The organism is Paenibacillus sp. GSMTC-2017 (assembly GCF_016019935.1).
Lineage (GTDB): Bacteria > Bacillota > Bacilli > Paenibacillales > Paenibacillaceae > Pristimantibacillus.
In genome coordinates this window covers 340,202-356,464 of record NZ_JAECMT010000005.1, presented here as the reverse complement: position 1 = coordinate 356,464, position 16,263 = coordinate 340,202, and the positions used below count along the sequence as shown (strand labels likewise).

Genomic DNA, 16,263 nt, shown 5'->3' with positions numbered 1-16,263 from the left:
AATTCTAGTGGTGTGAAAACACACCCAACTCTCATTGTCCATTTTGATATCTATTATTTGATCCTAGTTGCTGTTTTGAAGTGAGATATGCATAGCCCTTTACATGCTGCAACTTAACAATTGCCCATAAAGAATGCTACAAGCTCCGATGAAATCTTTTTGGTGTCGAGTTGTTTGGCATGACCGAGTCCTCTTTTACTCAGCAGTCTTGCATTAGGAAGTACGCTAGCCAGTGCTTGGGCACCATGACGCAGCCTAACCGGACTCTCCGTTCCTTCGATCACGAGAGTTGGCATCGTAACCGCATCCCACAACTTGTCGGGCAGCGCCTTTCCATCCATATATCCATCGAGCATGGCCGCGTCGTAAGGAAGAGTATTGGCAACAGCCAGAAGCTTGGACCACACGCCTGGCATCACGCGCATCAAACTGACCACAAATGAAGGCGCCCCCATCCCCTTGGTCATAAAATATTTGATAGCCTCGCCCTGACGATTCGCGGATATAAGCTCTGAAACCTGCTTGACGAAATTTTCCGGTGGCTTGTGACCCGTAGCATCAACTACAAAGGGTGGTTCATGCAGAGCCAGTTTTGTAATGTTGGCCCCCGTCGCTGCCGTCTGCAGAGCCAGAACCGCCCCAGCTGACAATCCCCAAACATAGGCCGAACCACCGGCTTCATCAATCATGGCCTGAAGATCTTCCATCTCGCGATTTATGGCATAAGGCAGTATATCTCCGCTATCGCCGCGACCTCGGCGGTCGTAATTGTAGACCGTGAAATGTGCTGACAACAAATTTGCCAACTGCACCAGTCCGGGGAATTTGCGATAGCTGAACGCTCCCCCTACCAAAATGAGTGACGGCCCCTGGCCAACTCTATCATAGGCAATCTTAGTACCATCTTTTGAAGTTACTGTGTGCATCGTAAGTCTCCTTTTCAGTTATTACTGATTTTATTTTGAGATTCTCCATTCCCTCGCGGGCGGATATTTAAGCCTCTAATTAGACGACGAATCGATAACGGCAAATTCGACACACTCGAAATTTTTTTTTGATACCTTGTGAACCCATATGTCTCTTTAGCAGTCAGTGCGAATTATATTGAGGTAGTATCAACGTAGCTGTTATCAGGGGTAATTGGATGGAGTTGAATGTAAAAAAAGCAACTACTGATAAAAGTGGCTGCTTTTTTGGCATAGCTTAGCTCGAAATCTCACTCTTAATCTTTAACAACTGCAAGAAGTTCAAGGTCACAATAAGTGTTGCACGAGATATTTTGCTCAATGATCCCGATCGTACTCCGGCTTAATTTTATGGTGTAAGGGTAGTACCAGCGAAGCCGACACCACCCGCTATGTAGATGTAATTAAATCGGGAATTATTTATTAAAGACCTCGTTATATGATTGCTGGGCATTTTTAAACGATCAACGAACTGCTGGCTCAGTGTCAGTCTTCGATTGCCTGGTAGACCGTCGTCCAGAAGTCGTGGATTAGCCGCGCTGAATCCGGGGTTGTCATCCCTACTTGGGTGAGCAGGATTCCGGTGAGCTGGTTATCCGGGTCGGCGTAAGTCGAGGTACCGCTACCGCCGTCCCAGCCGAACTGACCGATTGGCGCGTAATCTCCGCGGTAGGTGCGCACCCCCATCCCAAAGCCCCAGCCGCCGTGCTGACCTTGGCCGTGCGACAAATGAACGTTGTTTTTGGCCATGGCGTCTCGGACTGATTGTTGCTCAGGAGTGAGGTGGTTGGTGGTCATAAGCTGGACGGCAGGCCGGGACAGGATCCTCTCGTTCCCATGCATCCCTTCGTTCAGCAGCATCCCTAAATATGCGTGATAATCGTCGACGGTTGATAGCAGTCCACCGCCGCCTGCTTGAAACGCCGGAGGTTGGCTGTAACGTCCCCCTGTGGCTTCGTCCCATACGATGAATTGCCCAGTCTGCGGATCGGGTGCGTAGGCAGGTGGCAACCTATCAATCTTGTTAGCGGGCACGTAGAAGCCGGTGTCCTTCATCCCTAACGGATCGAGGATACGTTCGCGCAGGAACGTCTCGAACGTCTTACCCGTGACCCTAGCAACTAATACACCAAGTACTTCGTTGCTGACGTGGTACTGCCACCGCTCTCCGGGCTGGTAGCTAAGCGGTAGTGTGCCTAGTCGGCGCATCCACTCGTCCGGTTCGGGCAACTCCACACCTGGTGTGTCATATATTCCCTGCGCGAAGATCGCATTCAGGATAGGGGATCCCAGCAATGTCATCTCTACTCCCAGCCCGAACGTGGAGGTCAGCAGGTCACGTACGGTGATCGGCCGTCGTGCAGGCACGGTATCATCTAGTGGGCCATTGGCCCGTTTCAGTACCTTCCGATCGGCGAGTTCGGGCAGCCATTGATCTACCGGGTCGTCCAACCGTAGCTTGCACTCGTCGAGCAGGATCATCACTGGCGCGACCGCGAGTGGCTTGGAAGTGGAAGCCATTCGGAAGATTGTGTCCCGGCGCATCGGCGCGCCACCGTCATGGCGCATCGTGCCGAGCGCTTCGACTTGTGTCTCACCGTTCCGGCTAACTAAGGCGACAAGCCCAGGAATCTTCCCAGACTCGACATGCTGTGCCAGCACTTCGCGCATTCTGCGTAGCCCTGTTTCGGAGAAGCCTCTGTCACTTTGTTCTGTTGTCATCTTATTCATTTTGTTTCCCCCTTATCGAATTGAAACATTTGATAAATCGGCCTCTATGCCTTTAAGCGTGGCATAGGTCAGCTTATCCATGAACGCTCCGTCAAAGCAGACGGTTTTGATGGCACGGTAATACTTCTTGGACAAAGTAAAGCCAGACAAGAACGAAACATTCCTGAGTGTCGCGCCTTTGAACGAAACGTCATTCAGTGCCGCCTTGTCGAACTTGACTCCGATGAAGGTTTGGCCATCAAAACGCAGCCCTGTCAGATCGGTAGAGGTAAAGTCCACCCCGTCGAAAGTACAGTTTTCAAAAACGGTTTTTCTGAGATCGGTCATAGTCAGGTTGACGTCGGTCAGGTTTGCATCCTTGAATTTTGTTTCGTTCAGACCCGACTTACTGAAGTTGGTGCGAACAAGGATGGACTTATTAAAGCTGGCATTCGCAATGTCAAGGGTGGACAAGTTGCAGTCAGTCAGGTTTGCGCCGTCGAAACGGACTTCTCGCACGTCACTGCTGGCAAACGAACTGCCAGTCAAGTCCGCGTTCGTAAAGTCGGATCCACGCAGTGCGCTTGAAGTAAATTTCCCGTTATGCGCGGTAACTCCCGCAAAGTCGCTCTTGGCCAGGTTGCTCGCACTTAAGTTTGTCACCACCTGCCGTTCCAGCGAACGGGTGACGTTAGCGACCTCTCGTACCGTTTGCTCAATGTCTCCGATACTGTCAATGGTCATCTCCAATGCGGTTTCCTCGTCCTTGCCTTCGGCTTTAAGTTCATGGAACCGCTCCTGCAAATCGGAGAGCAGGTCAGCCTTTAATTCGGTGACGCTTTTCACCCCATCGTACGGTGCGAAAACGCTGTTCAAGTAGTTGTTTAATTTCTCATTCATAACCTCAACACTCCTTATAGTAAGTTTTCGAGTACGCGTTTTGCATACTCCCAGTTCGTTTTATTCCGGGCGTAAGTCAGCTTGCCTTTCCCGGTAATCCTGAAATATTTACGCCGTCCGCCCTGAGATTCATCGCCCCAGTACCACTCGATATCGCCTTCCACTTCAAGCCGCCGGACGCTGGAGTACATCGTTGCTTCCTTTAACTCATACCCACCGCTTGATCGCTCTGCAATCAACTTGACGATCTCGTACCCGTAGCGGTCAGATTCGGTTAAGAGCCGTAAGATCATCGTATCGGTATGGCCGCGTAACAGATCGGAAGTAATTTTGTTCTCACTCATTTAATCGCCCCCGTAATTGAATACTACAATACACTACTATGACTGTCAAGGTAATATTTTAGTTATAGTATCTTTTTGGGGGGTTATTTCATTCATATCGCTATCTTAATAGGCAAAAGACATCCCCTTCTCTGGCTTTCACAGCGATGATGGAGACTCTTCTTTTGGATGAATTCAGATGGCTTTGTTGTTAATTGCCGGGCTGGTATATGTGAATCGCAACACCTGTGCTTAGTGTTTTGGAGTCCATTAGGCGCATAGCAGCCATCTCGATCCCCTCTCTGAACAGCCGTTGTCCGCGACCTAAGATTAAAGGGTGGACCCAGAGCCGGTATTCGTCGATGAGATGATGATTCATCAGCGTTTGCGCAAGATCGCCGCTGCCTACAACAAGCAAGTCCCCGCTGAACTCCTGCTTTAGCTTCGCTGCTTCTTCGGCCGCATCGCCATGGACAATAGTGGCATTCCACTCCGCATGGCTCAGGGATCTCGAAGCCACGAACTTCGGCATGCAGTTCATACGATCGGCCAGCCCTCGCATGCCGGTCGCTGACGGCCATGTTGCCGCGAAGCTCTCGTACGTTTTACGTCCTAGAAGGAGCGCTTCCGCTGCGTAGGCCTGCTCGACAATGAGAGCCAGGTGCTCCTCGCCAACATATGGCCGCTGCCAGCCTCCATACTCGAATTCATCAAGATCGCCCGGCGCCTGTATGACACCATCCATCGTAATGAATTGCTGCATGATGATTTTTCCCATTATTTTAACCGTCCTTTCGTGTCGTGCGGTCGATTCCGAACACTGTGTTACTCCTGGATGTCCTTCTTCCAGGGTCAGCTGAACTTCACCGCTATAAAGACAACGAACGAGAAAAGGGCTTTTCGACATTAAGATCACATGCTCACAAAAAAAACCCAATCGCAGCGATGAAAAACTGCAAGTGGGTTTTACTAATACCGATATTTTACTATAAGATTACTCCATTTTATCAAAAATTCAATCTTAATCAGTCTATCTATTAAATCTTATAAGCTTTCATCGCCTTACGAATTTCTTTCCAGCTCGGGCGTTTGCCGTACATGAGTACGCCTGTGCGGTAGATTTTAGCTGATGTGTAAACCGCGATATAGATCATTGCAAGTAACAAACCGAAGGAAAGGAGTACTTCCCATAGTGGAACATCAGTCAAACCTAGGCGAAGCATCATCACGAATGGTGAGAACAGTGGTATAAAAGATGATACTTTTACTAACATACTGTCTGGATTCGATAGTGAAAAAATTGCGATATAAAATCCTGCAAGCGAGATAATCGTCATTGGCATTGTTGCTTGGCCTAAATCCTCAGTCCGGCTTACGATGGAGCCAACTGCCGCGTATAGCGTTGCAAATAAGAAGAAACCTGTCAGGAAGAATAAAACAGCGTATATGAGTAGTGCAGGATCGATTAAGGACAGATCGATATCGAACGTTTTAAGTGTTTCTTTGTTATGCGGCAAAGATGCGTTTATGAAGATGACGATAGCATATACGGCCACTTGGCATAGAACGACTACAAACATTCCAAAGATTTTGCCAAACATAGATTTAAGTGGTGATACACTCGTAATCAATATTTCCATTACACGCGAACTTTTCTCCGCTGTAATCTCAGATGCTATTAATTGACCAGAGATCATAATAGCCATAAAGAGGAAGAATAGTATGACGTAGATAAGACCCATGTTGACACCTTGCTCTTCAGGTGTCTTTCCACCTGCTTCTCCTCCACCGCTCGCAGATGAGATCTGTACTGTTTCAATCTTAATCGGTGCATTAAGAAGATTCTGTTGCTCTGGGGTTAAGCCTACATTTTTGAGAACATCGTCTTGCCGAATCTTTTCAAGAGCAAATTGCAGATTACCAGTTATCGAGAACTCCATTAGTTTCTCTGATTTATAAGTCATTTTTGGGAAAACACTATCACTTTGCTTTTCAAAATCTAAGTAACCTTTAATGTCTTTTGCTTCAATTGCATCTTTAAGCTGCGTTTCATTTGCTTCAACACTACCTTGGTCTTTGAAAGGTATCATCTTGATCGTTGATTTCTCTTGTCCCTCGAAGTAAGCTTTTAAACTGTCTCCCGTTACAGCCCCTGCTGCCAGCTCTCCTCCGGCAACTTGTATATAGCCGACATTAGTAATCTTCTCACCTTTATCAAATTGAGTAATAATATAAGGCACGTTAGCTCCGATACTAAGTACGATAGCAATGATCAACGTTGTAATAAGAAATGCTTTACCTTTAATTTTGTTTTTGATTGTAAACCCTACTACTGTCCATAAACTATTCATGCTTATCACCCACCGTTTTTATAAAGATTTCGTTTAAAGTTGGTTCTTTAATCTCAAATTTACTAACTCTAGCTTGCGACATTGCCAGTCGTAAAATATCGTCGCCTACTTCTTCCTTCTGAATGGCTATCTCATAACCATTTTCAAGACGAGTCACTTTATTAACGCCAACTAACTTATCCAAACCGCTAATTTCTTTATCTGTATTTAACAGCACTTTCTCTCTCGGGAATTGACCTTTGATCTCTTTTAAACTACCTTTTAATACTGTGTTAGAACGATGTAGTATTGTAATATTGCGACATAACTCCTCTACATGCTCCATGCGGTGAGTTGAGAATAAAATGCTAGTTCCTGAGTCTCTTAACTCTTTTACCGTTGATTTCAACAGTTCTACATTGACAGGGTCAAGACCGCTGAATGCTTCATCAAGAATTACGATACTTGGTTTATGGTTAACTGCTGCAATAAATTGAATTTTTTGTTGATTACCTTTTGATAGCTCTTCTACTTTTTTGTTGTAATATTCAGGGACTTCAAATCTCTCAAGCCAATATTTCAAATTTTTATCGGCGTCCTTTTTCGACATGCCGCGAAGCTGAGATAAATAGAGTATCTGGTCGCTTACACTAACTTTTGGATACATGCCTCTTTCTTCTGGCAAGTAGCCTAGTTTACTAAGAATATCATTGCTATAGGGCTTTCCGTTGTACAAAATATTACCGCCATCTGGGTAAATAAGTCCCAGCACCATTCTCATTGTTGTTGTTTTTCCTGCTCCGTTTGCACCAAGCAGTCCGTAGATTTCACCTTGACTAACTTCAAGATTGATGTTGTTTACAGCTGTTTTGTCTCCGTATTGCTTCATTACCTTCTCAACTACTAATGGTTTCATTTGTTATTTCCCCTCGCTTCATGTACTTTTGCTCCAAGTCCATCTTGCTGAAGTAGCGTTTGCATAATTTCGTCTAGCTCTAGCGCTTGCCTACTTACAATTTCAAGCCCTTCATGCTGGCACCATAGTTCAGCTTCCAATGCTTTGTTAGTAATTACAGCGTAAGTTGTTCCTCCTGCATTTTTAACACCACATTGACCTGGCATCTTAGCTGCGGCTGTAGCAGTCAATCCATCACCATTTATATAAAGGGTAAACCAACTGCTAAACAATTCATCTTTCTCATACACACCGAGTACACGTCCTTGAGCCATAAATACGATGTAATCCGCAAGACGTTTTACTTCATCAATGATGTGTGTCGTCATTAAAATCGTTCGGTTCCCAGTTTCCATATAGCGATGGAGAATTTCAATCATAGACTTCCATGCTAGTGGATCGAGTCCTGATGAAGGTTCATCAAGCAATAATAGCTCTGGGCTATGCGATAATGTTAGAGCGAGCTCAAACTTTCGTCGCATTCCTTTGGACATTTTGCCTAATGTGCTATTATCATTGATCTGCAAAATGTGCAGAAGTTCTTGATATCGGTTCACATCCCAGTTCTTATACCAATAACTATTAAAGCTTGCTTTGTCATATGCTTTCATATTGTCTTCATGAGGAAACGGTTCTTCCGCTAAATAACCGATTTTCCCTTTCATTTCTTCATCGTCGCCATGACCTACTTTGTGTCCCAGCATAGTAATTGAGCCTTGATCCGGCTTCGTTAAATCAAGTGCCATTCGGAACAAGGTGCTCTTTCCGCTTCCGTTAGGTCCAACAATTGCAGTAATGAATCCGCTTGGAATATCAAGTGTTATAGGGCCAAGCTTAAAATTTGGCTTCCGCAGTCCAATGTCATCGAATTGTATCGCTACTTCACTATCCATATCATGCATCATGTACTACCTCCTTGATCATATTGCTTCCTAACCACTTCCATAAACAGTTCCTTAAGCTCATCCTCCGAACATTGCATCCGCTTGCCTGATATAACTGCTTGCTCCAGCGCTTCAATAACGGTAGCAAGTCTATGTCGATCCCGTTCTTGTTTATCAACACGGGCTACATATGTTCCCGTACCTTGTCTTGTACGAAGCAGTCCTTCTCCTTCAAGGTCGCTATATACACGTTTTACGGTGATGACACTACATTTAACGGTTTGAGCAAGCTCTCGAATGGATGGAAGCAACGTGCCTTCACCCAGTTGTCCGCTCACAATTAAAGCTCTAAGTTGAACTTCAATTTGCTGATAGAGCGGCTCTGCACTTTGCTCATTTATTTGTATGGGCAGTTGCATCATTTCACCTGCTTTCAATCAGTTAACTAATATAACTTCGTGTTTTTAATTTTTTTGTAATTTTCGGAATCATGATCAAAGTAACTAACACGGATATGAGTACGGAAATAAGTGCGATCCACCAATTTCCTTGAATGAATGTGTTATAACTCATAATGACTACACTCTGCTTAGTGGTAAACGTATATGCAACCATGATAGCTAAGTAACCGATTACTAATAGCATACAAAACCAGAAGTAAACTTTCCCGGATTGCGTTAGCTCGAAAAAGAGATAAATCAAACCGATTGTTATTGCATAACCTATCCAAAATATTGCGAACAAAATAAACGGCAACAATGATATTTCATCAATAGTAAATTTTAAAATTACATAAAAGAGAATAAAATATAGGATCAGTGCAGGAAGCAAAATCGTTATGAAGATCAAAAACCTTCCGAGTGCAATTTGTTTAACTGGTATTGGCATTGTTCTCCAAACGACCAACTTCTTAGTAAATACATCTGTTTTCCAATAAAATCCCATCGATTGTGTTGACATAAATCCTAGTGTTGGAAGCACTGAAAGTGTAATGAAATCTATCGCCCAATTAAATGCCTCGCCATTCTCACCTTTGATTGCATCTGTGAACATTGGCATCATGAACATGACCATATAGCCAATAAAGAATAACGTAAGTAAATGCTTCCATCGAACCTTTTTTAATTCCTCTTTGGCAAAAAAGAAAGCTCCCCGCCATGTGCTCATACGCTAGATCCTCCTATATTCATCAAGTCTTTCATAATTGCCGCTTCGTATTTTACTGTGCATACTGTGCTCTGTTTGTATACTGTATATATCTATATACACAGTATATGCAGACTTCCGCTAACTGTCAATACAATTCAGTAAAATATTTCATAAAAAAAGAAGCTGTCCCTAAAGTAAGTTTACTTACTTCAGGAGACAGCTCGCTTTATGAGAAATGAGCAAAATAAAGAAATAGCGGTTCTAGGGAGGTTATCACTGTACTGCCATTTCTAACTTTAGGTATATTGCCGCTTTATTGAGGGCTAGTAATGGGACCGTGCGAGCATGCTAGTCCAACAAGCTCAGCCTTTTGCAAAGAACGTACAGATAATGCATACCGCGTAATTGTAATTTGGTCATGTTGTTCAGATACTCAAGTGAATGAATTGCAATCTCTTTCATCTGTTCCATATTGTTATGATCTAGAGTCTTAATGGCTCCTTTAAGACTAACCAAATCAGACGAGTATACCGAGGAACGCAATGTTAGGATAAGCATCATTTTACGAACATGAGAACTGTTAAATTTGCGGTATCCGTTTTTCGGATCGCGCGACTGCGTAATAAGACCTACCTTCTCCCAGTGACGAATAGTCGAGCTTGGAATACCGGTCTCCCTTGCGACTTCACCAATTGTCATCCACTTTTCATTCAAAGACTTATCCCCACTATTATTTTCATGAGATTGTAAGCTTTCAATGGCCCTCTTAGCCATCAATTGAGCGTCATATAGTTGGGCTTCCTTTTCTTTAACGATCCAAAGTGCGTAATGAATATCTTTGACCTGAAGTTTCCGTAAAACCTCTGACGTTACTTCCATTCCAAACCCTGGTGCCATCGCTAGTATACATTCAAAGTAAGCAACATGTTCTTCTGTATAAATGCGATAACCGCTAGACAGTCGCTCCGTAGGTGGAACAATTCCTTGTGTTTCATAATTTCTTAATGTGCTTGTACTGATGTTTAGTTTTCTTGCAATATCTATCGGTCGCATTTTCAAAACATCCCCTGATTCGATTTCCTTCAAACATTAAATCTAATATATAAACTTTTATACAAAAAAATACGATTATATAGCACATTAACATAAAACCTTGCAATTGGCTTCAATGTAGTACAATTATTTTGAATGTTAAAAAGAGGAGGAGAATTGGATGGTAGAGATGCTTTCATTTACATCTGACATGACGATTGAAGCAATTGGTGAAAAGGGAAATAGCTATGTTGATCGCGTTTGGAGCGCGTTATACGAAAAAATGCATGAAGAACTAACAACAGCTTTTGCGGAAATTGAAGATGCAGCTTACGGTCTTTATCTAGATCAGCTTATGCCGCCGTTGTTCGAGGAATTGGAGAAAAACGGATTTAAAGCATTAGGAGAAGTTGAAGAAGGCGATTTTATTATCGGGAAATGTCTTAACTTCCGCAACTCGTTGGAGAAATGGGGCACTGAAGATAACCGCTCTAGAATCTTTTGGAATGTAATAAAAAATAGTCAAAATCAGCCGATTGGAACGCTGCTCACTGAACTTCCTCATTCACACTACAAATTTGATATTCCTGTAGCTCCGCAAATACACATCATCCAAGAATTCGAGAAACAAAAAATTGTTTTAAAAATACGAGAAATTAAAGAGAAGTCCAACTAACTTGCCCAATCAGATTCTAAATCCATATATTCACATAAAAAGTCACCACGCAGGTGACTTTTTCTATTGTAGAGCCAGCCAATTTTGCTTTCATAATTTTTCTATTGTTGAATAGGATTGTAAATCGTATGATAGTAACCAAATGCCAAGTAAACACATGTGAATTATTAATTATGAATGAGAGGAATGCACGATGAAAGAATATCCGCTCGAATATGCCGAACATATTTATTACGCACCGTCGGAAATGGAGAAGCAAGGAGGCATTTGGCCTGTTCGAACTGGCAAGAATCTAGCTAAACCTAACTATTCTGTTGGATCTCGTATGATTGAATGTTATTCGATTCATTGTATTAGTAGTGGGAAAGTTTCTTTTGTACATAATGAGCAATCCGTTATTTTGTCTGAAGGTGATTTGTTTTGTTTGTATCCCCTTATACCTTACAGTTACAAGGTTGTTAACCCAGATATAGCTCCGTTAAGTATGAAGTGGCTGGCATTTCACGGAAGCCAAGCTTTCTCTATTTTGGCCAAAATCGGATTTACACAGTTGAAGCCTTATGTGCGGGGGAGCATGACGTTAGAGTCTGAAAAGGTAATGAATCATATTCAAAGTATGATGCGGGGGCAAAGTAGCGACAATCTTCGTCTGCAAGCAAGCATCTACCAACTACTAAGTTGTTTTATTGAGCAAAACGAAGTAAGTAACTTGGCAAAACATAACGGAAGCTGGGTACAGAGGGCAATTGATTATATGGATGCCCACTATATGGAAGGGATAACGGTATCTGATGTCGTTTCGCTTGCAGGTGTCCATCGCTCTCATTGCTATACCGAATTGCAGCGTGTTCTTGGTATTAGTCCTCAGCAATACTTAATCAAGCTTAGGATGAAAAAGGCGCTAGAGCTGCTACAAGTAGAAAAATATACAGTAACAGAAATATCACTAAGTTTGGGCTATAAAGATGTGTACTCGTTTTCAAGATCATTTGGCAATTATTACGGCATGCCGCCAACACATTTTAGGTTTCACCCAACAAAATGATAAAAAAAACAAACACTATGTTATTTTGCTACAGCTGAAAACCGATTATGATAGTCGTATGAATTAAAACTCACTAAATAAATAGGATTAATGGGATTTAACCCTTCCTACATGAGAAATGAGGAGTTCACTTATGAGTCGGCCTAATATTTTATTAATTACGAGCGATCAGCAGCATTGGAGTACTCTTGGTTTGCGAAACCCAGAAATTAAGACACCAAACCTGGATCGTCTGGCTAAACGAGGAACGACATTCAACCGAGCATATTGCCCCAATCCAACATGCACCCCTTCACGCTCATCGTTGTTAACTGGGCAATACCCTAGCCAACATGGCGCATGGACGCTTGGCACGAAGCTCCCCGAAATTGCAGAAACGATTGGCGGGTATTTTTCTAATGCGGGCTATCGTACAGGGTTGATCGGAAAAGCACATTTTCAACCACTCGGGACAACAGAACAATATCCATCTATTGAGTCTTACCCCTATTTGCAGGATCTCGAATATTGGCAAAACTTTACCGGTCCTTATTATGGCTTTCAACATATTGAACTGGCGAGAAATCATACGAATGAATGGTTGGTAGGTCAACATTATGCGCTATGGATGGAGGAAAAAGGATGTCATAACTGGCGTGATTATTTTATGGAGCCGACAGGCAAAATGGACGGTTCTGAGCAGCATTCATGGGCCATTCCGGAAAAATATCATTACGACACATGGATCGCTGAACGGACATCATCATTTCTTGAGCAATATGCCGATAAGGACGAACCGTTTTTCTTATGGGCAAGTTTCTTTGACCCTCATCCGCCTTATCTCGTACCGGAGCCATGGGACAATATGTATGACCCGGATCAGATAACGTTTCCTGAGGCACATGAAGGAGAACATCAGGCCAATCCGCCACATTTTATAATGACTGGACTGGAAGATGCGGACTTTTCTAGCTATAACGAAACAGGGTTTACCTGTCATGGCATGCACTCGCATGTACATAATGAGCAAGCGCTTCGCAAAGATATCGCCGTTTACTACGGCATGATAAGCCTTATGGACAAATACATAGGTCGCATTCTTGATTCATTAGAACAGAACGGTCTTGCTGACAACACAATTGTAGTGTTCACTTCTGATCATGGCCACTTCTATGGGCATCATGGGTTGATTGCCAAGGGACCGTTCCATTACGAGGATTTGATTCGTATTCCGATGATTGTTCGTTACCCTGGCCATGTACCGGAAGATCACACATCAGAAGCACTTCAATCATTAGTAGATTTTGCACCAACACTGCTCGAATTTGCCGGTATACCCATTCCAAGAACGATGACGGGTGTACGGCAAAACGAGGTTTGGAGCGGACGAGTAAATGGGATTAGAGATCATGTTATTTGCGAAAATCGTCATGAGCCTACTTCTATTCATCTCAAAACGTATGTGGATGAACGTTATAAGCTGACCGTCTATTACAACCAGACCTATGGCGAATTGTTTGACCTTCAAGAAGACCCTAAAGAACGATACAACCTGTGGGGTAACAAGGATTATGAGGAGCTCAAATCGAGGCTGCTGCTCAAATATGCTTGGGCGGAGATGGGCAAAGAACCTATCTGGATGCCGCGAATATCAAATGCATGAAGAAGCTCACCATACTATCCATCATAATCGGCCTACTCTTCTGGTTTGCTGTTTCATCAATTCCTGCCGTCAATGCGATATTGACTGATCCTTTAACAATCGCCAAAGCATTCATCTCAGAATGGAAAAAGGGGTATCTATTGCAACACATATCTATAAGTTTATGGAGAGTTGTTGCAGGATTTACTCTCGGATTGCTAGTCGCACTTCCCGTTGCCTTCCTTATGGGTTGGTACAAATCGATACGAGCGCTTTTGGAGCCATGGATTCAGTTCTTCCGAACCATCCCACCAATTGCGCTCATCCCGCTCGTTATCGTTGCGCAAGGAGTTGGCGAGCAGGCCAAAATTACCGTTATTTTTGTTTCGTCATTTTTGGTAATGGTCATTATCATCTTCCAAGGCGTATGCAATGTGGATTTGACGATGATCAAAGCAGCACGTGTACTCGGAGCTAAAGATCGTCACATTTTTTTGGAAGTCGTCGTACCGGCATCCTTCCCCTATATTCTTGTCAGTATGCGCCTTGGACTCGCAAGCGCTTGGACGACGCTTGTTGCTGCTGAGTTAACGGGGGCATCTCGCGGGCTTGGCACTATGATTATGGAAGCTAGCCTGTACTTCCGTATGGATGTCGTCGTTTTAGGTATTTTACTCATCGGAATCATCGGGCTAATGATGGATCGTGGCTTATTATATTTGGAAAGAAGGCTGACGGGATGGCAGGAAGTACGCAGGAACTAGAAAAGCCAGAGCAAGCGCTTGAGCTTACGCCAATAAAACGCCCTGCAAAAATAGTCATTGATCAGCTCGGCAAAGTGTACAGGGGCGAAAAGAAAGAGACGGTGGCGCTGCAAAATATTAATCTCACGATTTATGAAAATGAGTTTATATGTGTCGTTGGACCAAGCGGTTGCGGCAAAACGACGCTGCTTAATGTTATTGGTGGATTAGAATATGCGACATCAGGTTCTGTCTATGTGGATGGTGAATCCGTCATTGGACCCGGTAAGGAACGAGGAGTCGTATTCCAACAGTATGCTCTGTTCCCTTGGAAGACCGTTATCGAAAATGTCGAGTTTGGTCTTAAACTAGCAGGACTAGACAAAAAAACGAGACGGACTAAAGCAGAGAAATACGTGGAATGGGTTGGACTAAAAGATTTTATGCACGCCTATCCCAAGGAATTGTCTGGCGGGATGAAGCAGCGTGTCGCTATTGCAAGAGCATATGCGGTTGAGCCGAAAGTGCTGCTGCTGGATGAACCCTTTGGTGCGCTTGATGCGCAAACAAGGGCACAGCTGCAAGAGGATCTGATCCAAACTTGGGAAAAGGAAAAAAGGACTTGTTTCTTTATTACCCATGATGTGGAGGAAGCGGTGCTGCTCGCTAACAGGGTTGTTGTTATGAAAGCAAACCCAGGCGAAATCAAGGAAATGATCGATATTACTCTTCCCTATCCAAGAAATCAGCTAACCAAACTCGAAGACTCCTTTATTCAACTTAAAAATGAAGTTTGGAAAAAGGTTTACGGTAACGAAAAGACTAACAACGACTAATCAAAGAAAGAGTGAACCCGGTATGAAAAAAAATAAACGAATAAAATGGACTTCATTGTTGGTAATCACCGTAATGTCGGCAACCCTGTTGAACGGCTGCACTACGAGTACCAAAGAAGCAGCAAGCAATACAACTGTCACTAAAGCAACATCTAAGACTGAAACGAAAGAGTTAAGCGAAGTAAGAGTTGGCTACATTCCCGATATTAATGGAGCTGCTCCCATTGTTATTGGTGAGGAGAAAGGATTTTTTAAGGAAGCAGGCATTAAAGTAACCCCAACTAAATTTTTGAGTGGCCCTCCTGAATTTCAAGCCATGGCAGCAGGTGAGCTTGATATTGCTTATATTGGACCAGGCGCAACCTTCTTAGCCGCACAAGGGAAAGGCAAAATTATTGCCGTAGCCAGTTTGAGCAAAAGTGACAAGCTCCTTGCAACCAAATCATCCGGCATTAAGAGCTGGGCGGATTTGAAGGGAAAAACGGTTGGTGTTCCTAAAGGCACTTCAGGTGAAATGATACTCAATCTGGGTTTAGAGAAAGTTGGTTTAAAACCGTCTGACGTTAATATCATTAATCTAGAAGTTGCTGGCGCTGTTTCATCGTTTATTGCAAATAAAGTAGATGCCGTTGCTATTTGGTCGCCTTATACGGCTGAGATTGAAAAACATGTTGGTAAAGACAACATCCTAGTCGTTGGCGATAATGAGCAATTTTACCCGGAATATGTGTTTCCAGCTAGCTGGGTAGTAAATCCAACATTTCTTGAAAAAAAGCCTGAAGTAGTGGAACAATTTCTGCAAGCCTGGATCGCATCCAACGATTATAAGCTGAAAAACATTGAGGAAACGATCACTTTAACAGCCGCCTTCACTCAGGTGCCGGAAGATTCATTGCGAAGCCAATTAAAAGATATCGAATGGATTGAATCATCGAAAATCGCTGCTTACTTGCAAGATGGAACAGCAAAAAAGTGGTACGAAAACTTACAGCACTTATTTGTAAAATCAGAGAAACTGAAAGAAGTTGTACCAGCTGAGCAATTCCTAGTGTCCGATCTATTTAATAACGCAATTAATAAATTAGTTAAATAAT

Annotated in this window: 17 protein-coding genes; 6 read left to right on the top strand and 11 right to left on the bottom strand. The window is 43.4% G+C overall.

Going from position 1 to position 16,263, the window contains the following annotated elements; genetic code table 11:
• Nucleotides 1–113 precede the first annotated feature (113 nt).
• The 11 genes from I6N90_RS20590 to I6N90_RS20540 all read right to left on the bottom strand — a co-directional run bounded on the left by I6N90_RS20590 (nucleotide 114) and on the right by I6N90_RS20540 (nucleotide 10,269).
• The gene (locus I6N90_RS20590) at nucleotides 114–926 is read right to left on the bottom strand and encodes an alpha/beta fold hydrolase (RefSeq protein ID WP_197937530.1); all 813 of its coding nucleotides are present in this window, start codon (nucleotides 924–926) and stop codon (nucleotides 114–116) included.
• A gap of 525 nt (nucleotides 927–1,451) precedes the next feature.
• Nucleotides 1,452–2,687 carry a serine hydrolase domain-containing protein gene (locus I6N90_RS20585; protein WP_442950976.1) on the bottom strand — a complete coding sequence of 412 codons (1,236 nt, stop codon included), beginning with the start codon at nucleotides 2,685–2,687 and terminating at the stop codon, nucleotides 1,452–1,454.
• A 21-nt stretch (nucleotides 2,688–2,708) separates the two neighbouring features.
• Nucleotides 2,709–3,575 carry a pentapeptide repeat-containing protein gene (locus I6N90_RS20580; RefSeq protein ID WP_197937528.1) on the bottom strand — a complete coding sequence of 289 codons (867 nt, stop codon included), beginning with the start codon at nucleotides 3,573–3,575 and terminating at the stop codon, nucleotides 2,709–2,711.
• 14 nt (nucleotides 3,576–3,589) lie between these two features.
• Nucleotides 3,590–3,919, bottom strand: coding sequence for a PadR family transcriptional regulator (locus I6N90_RS20575; protein ID WP_197937527.1), 330 nt, complete (start codon nucleotides 3,917–3,919; stop codon nucleotides 3,590–3,592).
• A gap of 190 nt (nucleotides 3,920–4,109) precedes the next feature.
• Nucleotides 4,110–4,676: a dihydrofolate reductase family protein gene (locus tag I6N90_RS20570; RefSeq protein WP_197937526.1), complete on the bottom strand. Its 567-nt coding sequence runs from the start codon at nucleotides 4,674–4,676 to the stop codon at nucleotides 4,110–4,112.
• A gap of 259 nt (nucleotides 4,677–4,935) precedes the next feature.
• Nucleotides 4,936–6,249 carry an ABC transporter permease gene (locus I6N90_RS20565; RefSeq protein ID WP_197937525.1) on the bottom strand — a complete coding sequence of 438 codons (1,314 nt, stop codon included), beginning with the start codon at nucleotides 6,247–6,249 and terminating at the stop codon, nucleotides 4,936–4,938.
• Nucleotides 6,242–7,144, bottom strand: a complete 903-nt coding sequence (locus I6N90_RS20560) for an ABC transporter ATP-binding protein (RefSeq protein WP_197937524.1) — start codon at nucleotides 7,142–7,144, stop codon at nucleotides 6,242–6,244. Before I6N90_RS20560 ends, I6N90_RS20565 begins: the two co-directional genes overlap by 8 nt.
• Nucleotides 7,141–8,088, bottom strand: a complete 948-nt coding sequence (locus I6N90_RS20555) for an ABC transporter ATP-binding protein (RefSeq protein WP_232243192.1) — start codon at nucleotides 8,086–8,088, stop codon at nucleotides 7,141–7,143. Before I6N90_RS20555 ends, I6N90_RS20560 begins: the two co-directional genes overlap by 4 nt.
• On the bottom strand, nucleotides 8,085–8,486 hold the full coding sequence (locus I6N90_RS20550; protein ID WP_197937523.1) for a GntR family transcriptional regulator: 402 nt from the start codon (nucleotides 8,484–8,486) through the stop codon (nucleotides 8,085–8,087). The genes I6N90_RS20555 and I6N90_RS20550 overlap by 4 nt, the downstream gene beginning before the upstream one ends.
• Nucleotides 8,487–8,508: 22 nt before the next feature.
• On the bottom strand, nucleotides 8,509–9,234 hold the full coding sequence (locus tag I6N90_RS20545) for a hypothetical protein (RefSeq protein ID WP_197937522.1): 726 nt from the start codon (nucleotides 9,232–9,234) through the stop codon (nucleotides 8,509–8,511).
• A gap of 330 nt (nucleotides 9,235–9,564) precedes the next feature.
• A complete protein-coding gene (locus I6N90_RS20540; protein WP_197937521.1) occupies nucleotides 9,565–10,269 on the bottom strand; it encodes a MerR family DNA-binding transcriptional regulator in 705 nt (234 codons plus the stop codon).
• A gap of 160 nt (nucleotides 10,270–10,429) precedes the next feature.
• On the opposite strand from I6N90_RS20540, the gene I6N90_RS20535 reads away from it, so the two are divergent.
• From I6N90_RS20535 to I6N90_RS20510, 6 genes are all read left to right on the top strand, one after another.
• Nucleotides 10,430–10,924: a DUF6022 family protein gene (locus I6N90_RS20535; RefSeq protein WP_197937520.1), complete on the top strand. Its 495-nt coding sequence runs from the start codon at nucleotides 10,430–10,432 to the stop codon at nucleotides 10,922–10,924.
• A 193-nt stretch (nucleotides 10,925–11,117) separates the two neighbouring features.
• The gene (locus I6N90_RS20530) at nucleotides 11,118–11,969 is read left to right on the top strand and encodes an AraC family transcriptional regulator (protein ID WP_197937519.1); all 852 of its coding nucleotides are present in this window, start codon (nucleotides 11,118–11,120) and stop codon (nucleotides 11,967–11,969) included.
• A 133-nt stretch (nucleotides 11,970–12,102) separates the two neighbouring features.
• Nucleotides 12,103–13,611, top strand: a complete 1,509-nt coding sequence (locus I6N90_RS20525; protein WP_197937518.1) for a sulfatase family protein — start codon at nucleotides 12,103–12,105, stop codon at nucleotides 13,609–13,611.
• A complete protein-coding gene (locus I6N90_RS20520; RefSeq protein WP_197937517.1) occupies nucleotides 13,608–14,354 on the top strand; it encodes an ABC transporter permease in 747 nt (248 codons plus the stop codon). Before I6N90_RS20525 ends, I6N90_RS20520 begins: the two co-directional genes overlap by 4 nt.
• Nucleotides 14,330–15,169, top strand: coding sequence for an ABC transporter ATP-binding protein (locus tag I6N90_RS20515; RefSeq protein ID WP_197937516.1), 840 nt, complete (start codon nucleotides 14,330–14,332; stop codon nucleotides 15,167–15,169). The genes I6N90_RS20520 and I6N90_RS20515 overlap by 25 nt, the downstream gene beginning before the upstream one ends.
• Before the next feature lie 22 nt (nucleotides 15,170–15,191).
• Nucleotides 15,192–16,262 carry an ABC transporter substrate-binding protein gene (locus tag I6N90_RS20510; RefSeq protein ID WP_197937515.1) on the top strand — a complete coding sequence of 357 codons (1,071 nt, stop codon included), beginning with the start codon at nucleotides 15,192–15,194 and terminating at the stop codon, nucleotides 16,260–16,262.
• Nucleotide 16,263: the final 1 nt, after the last annotated feature.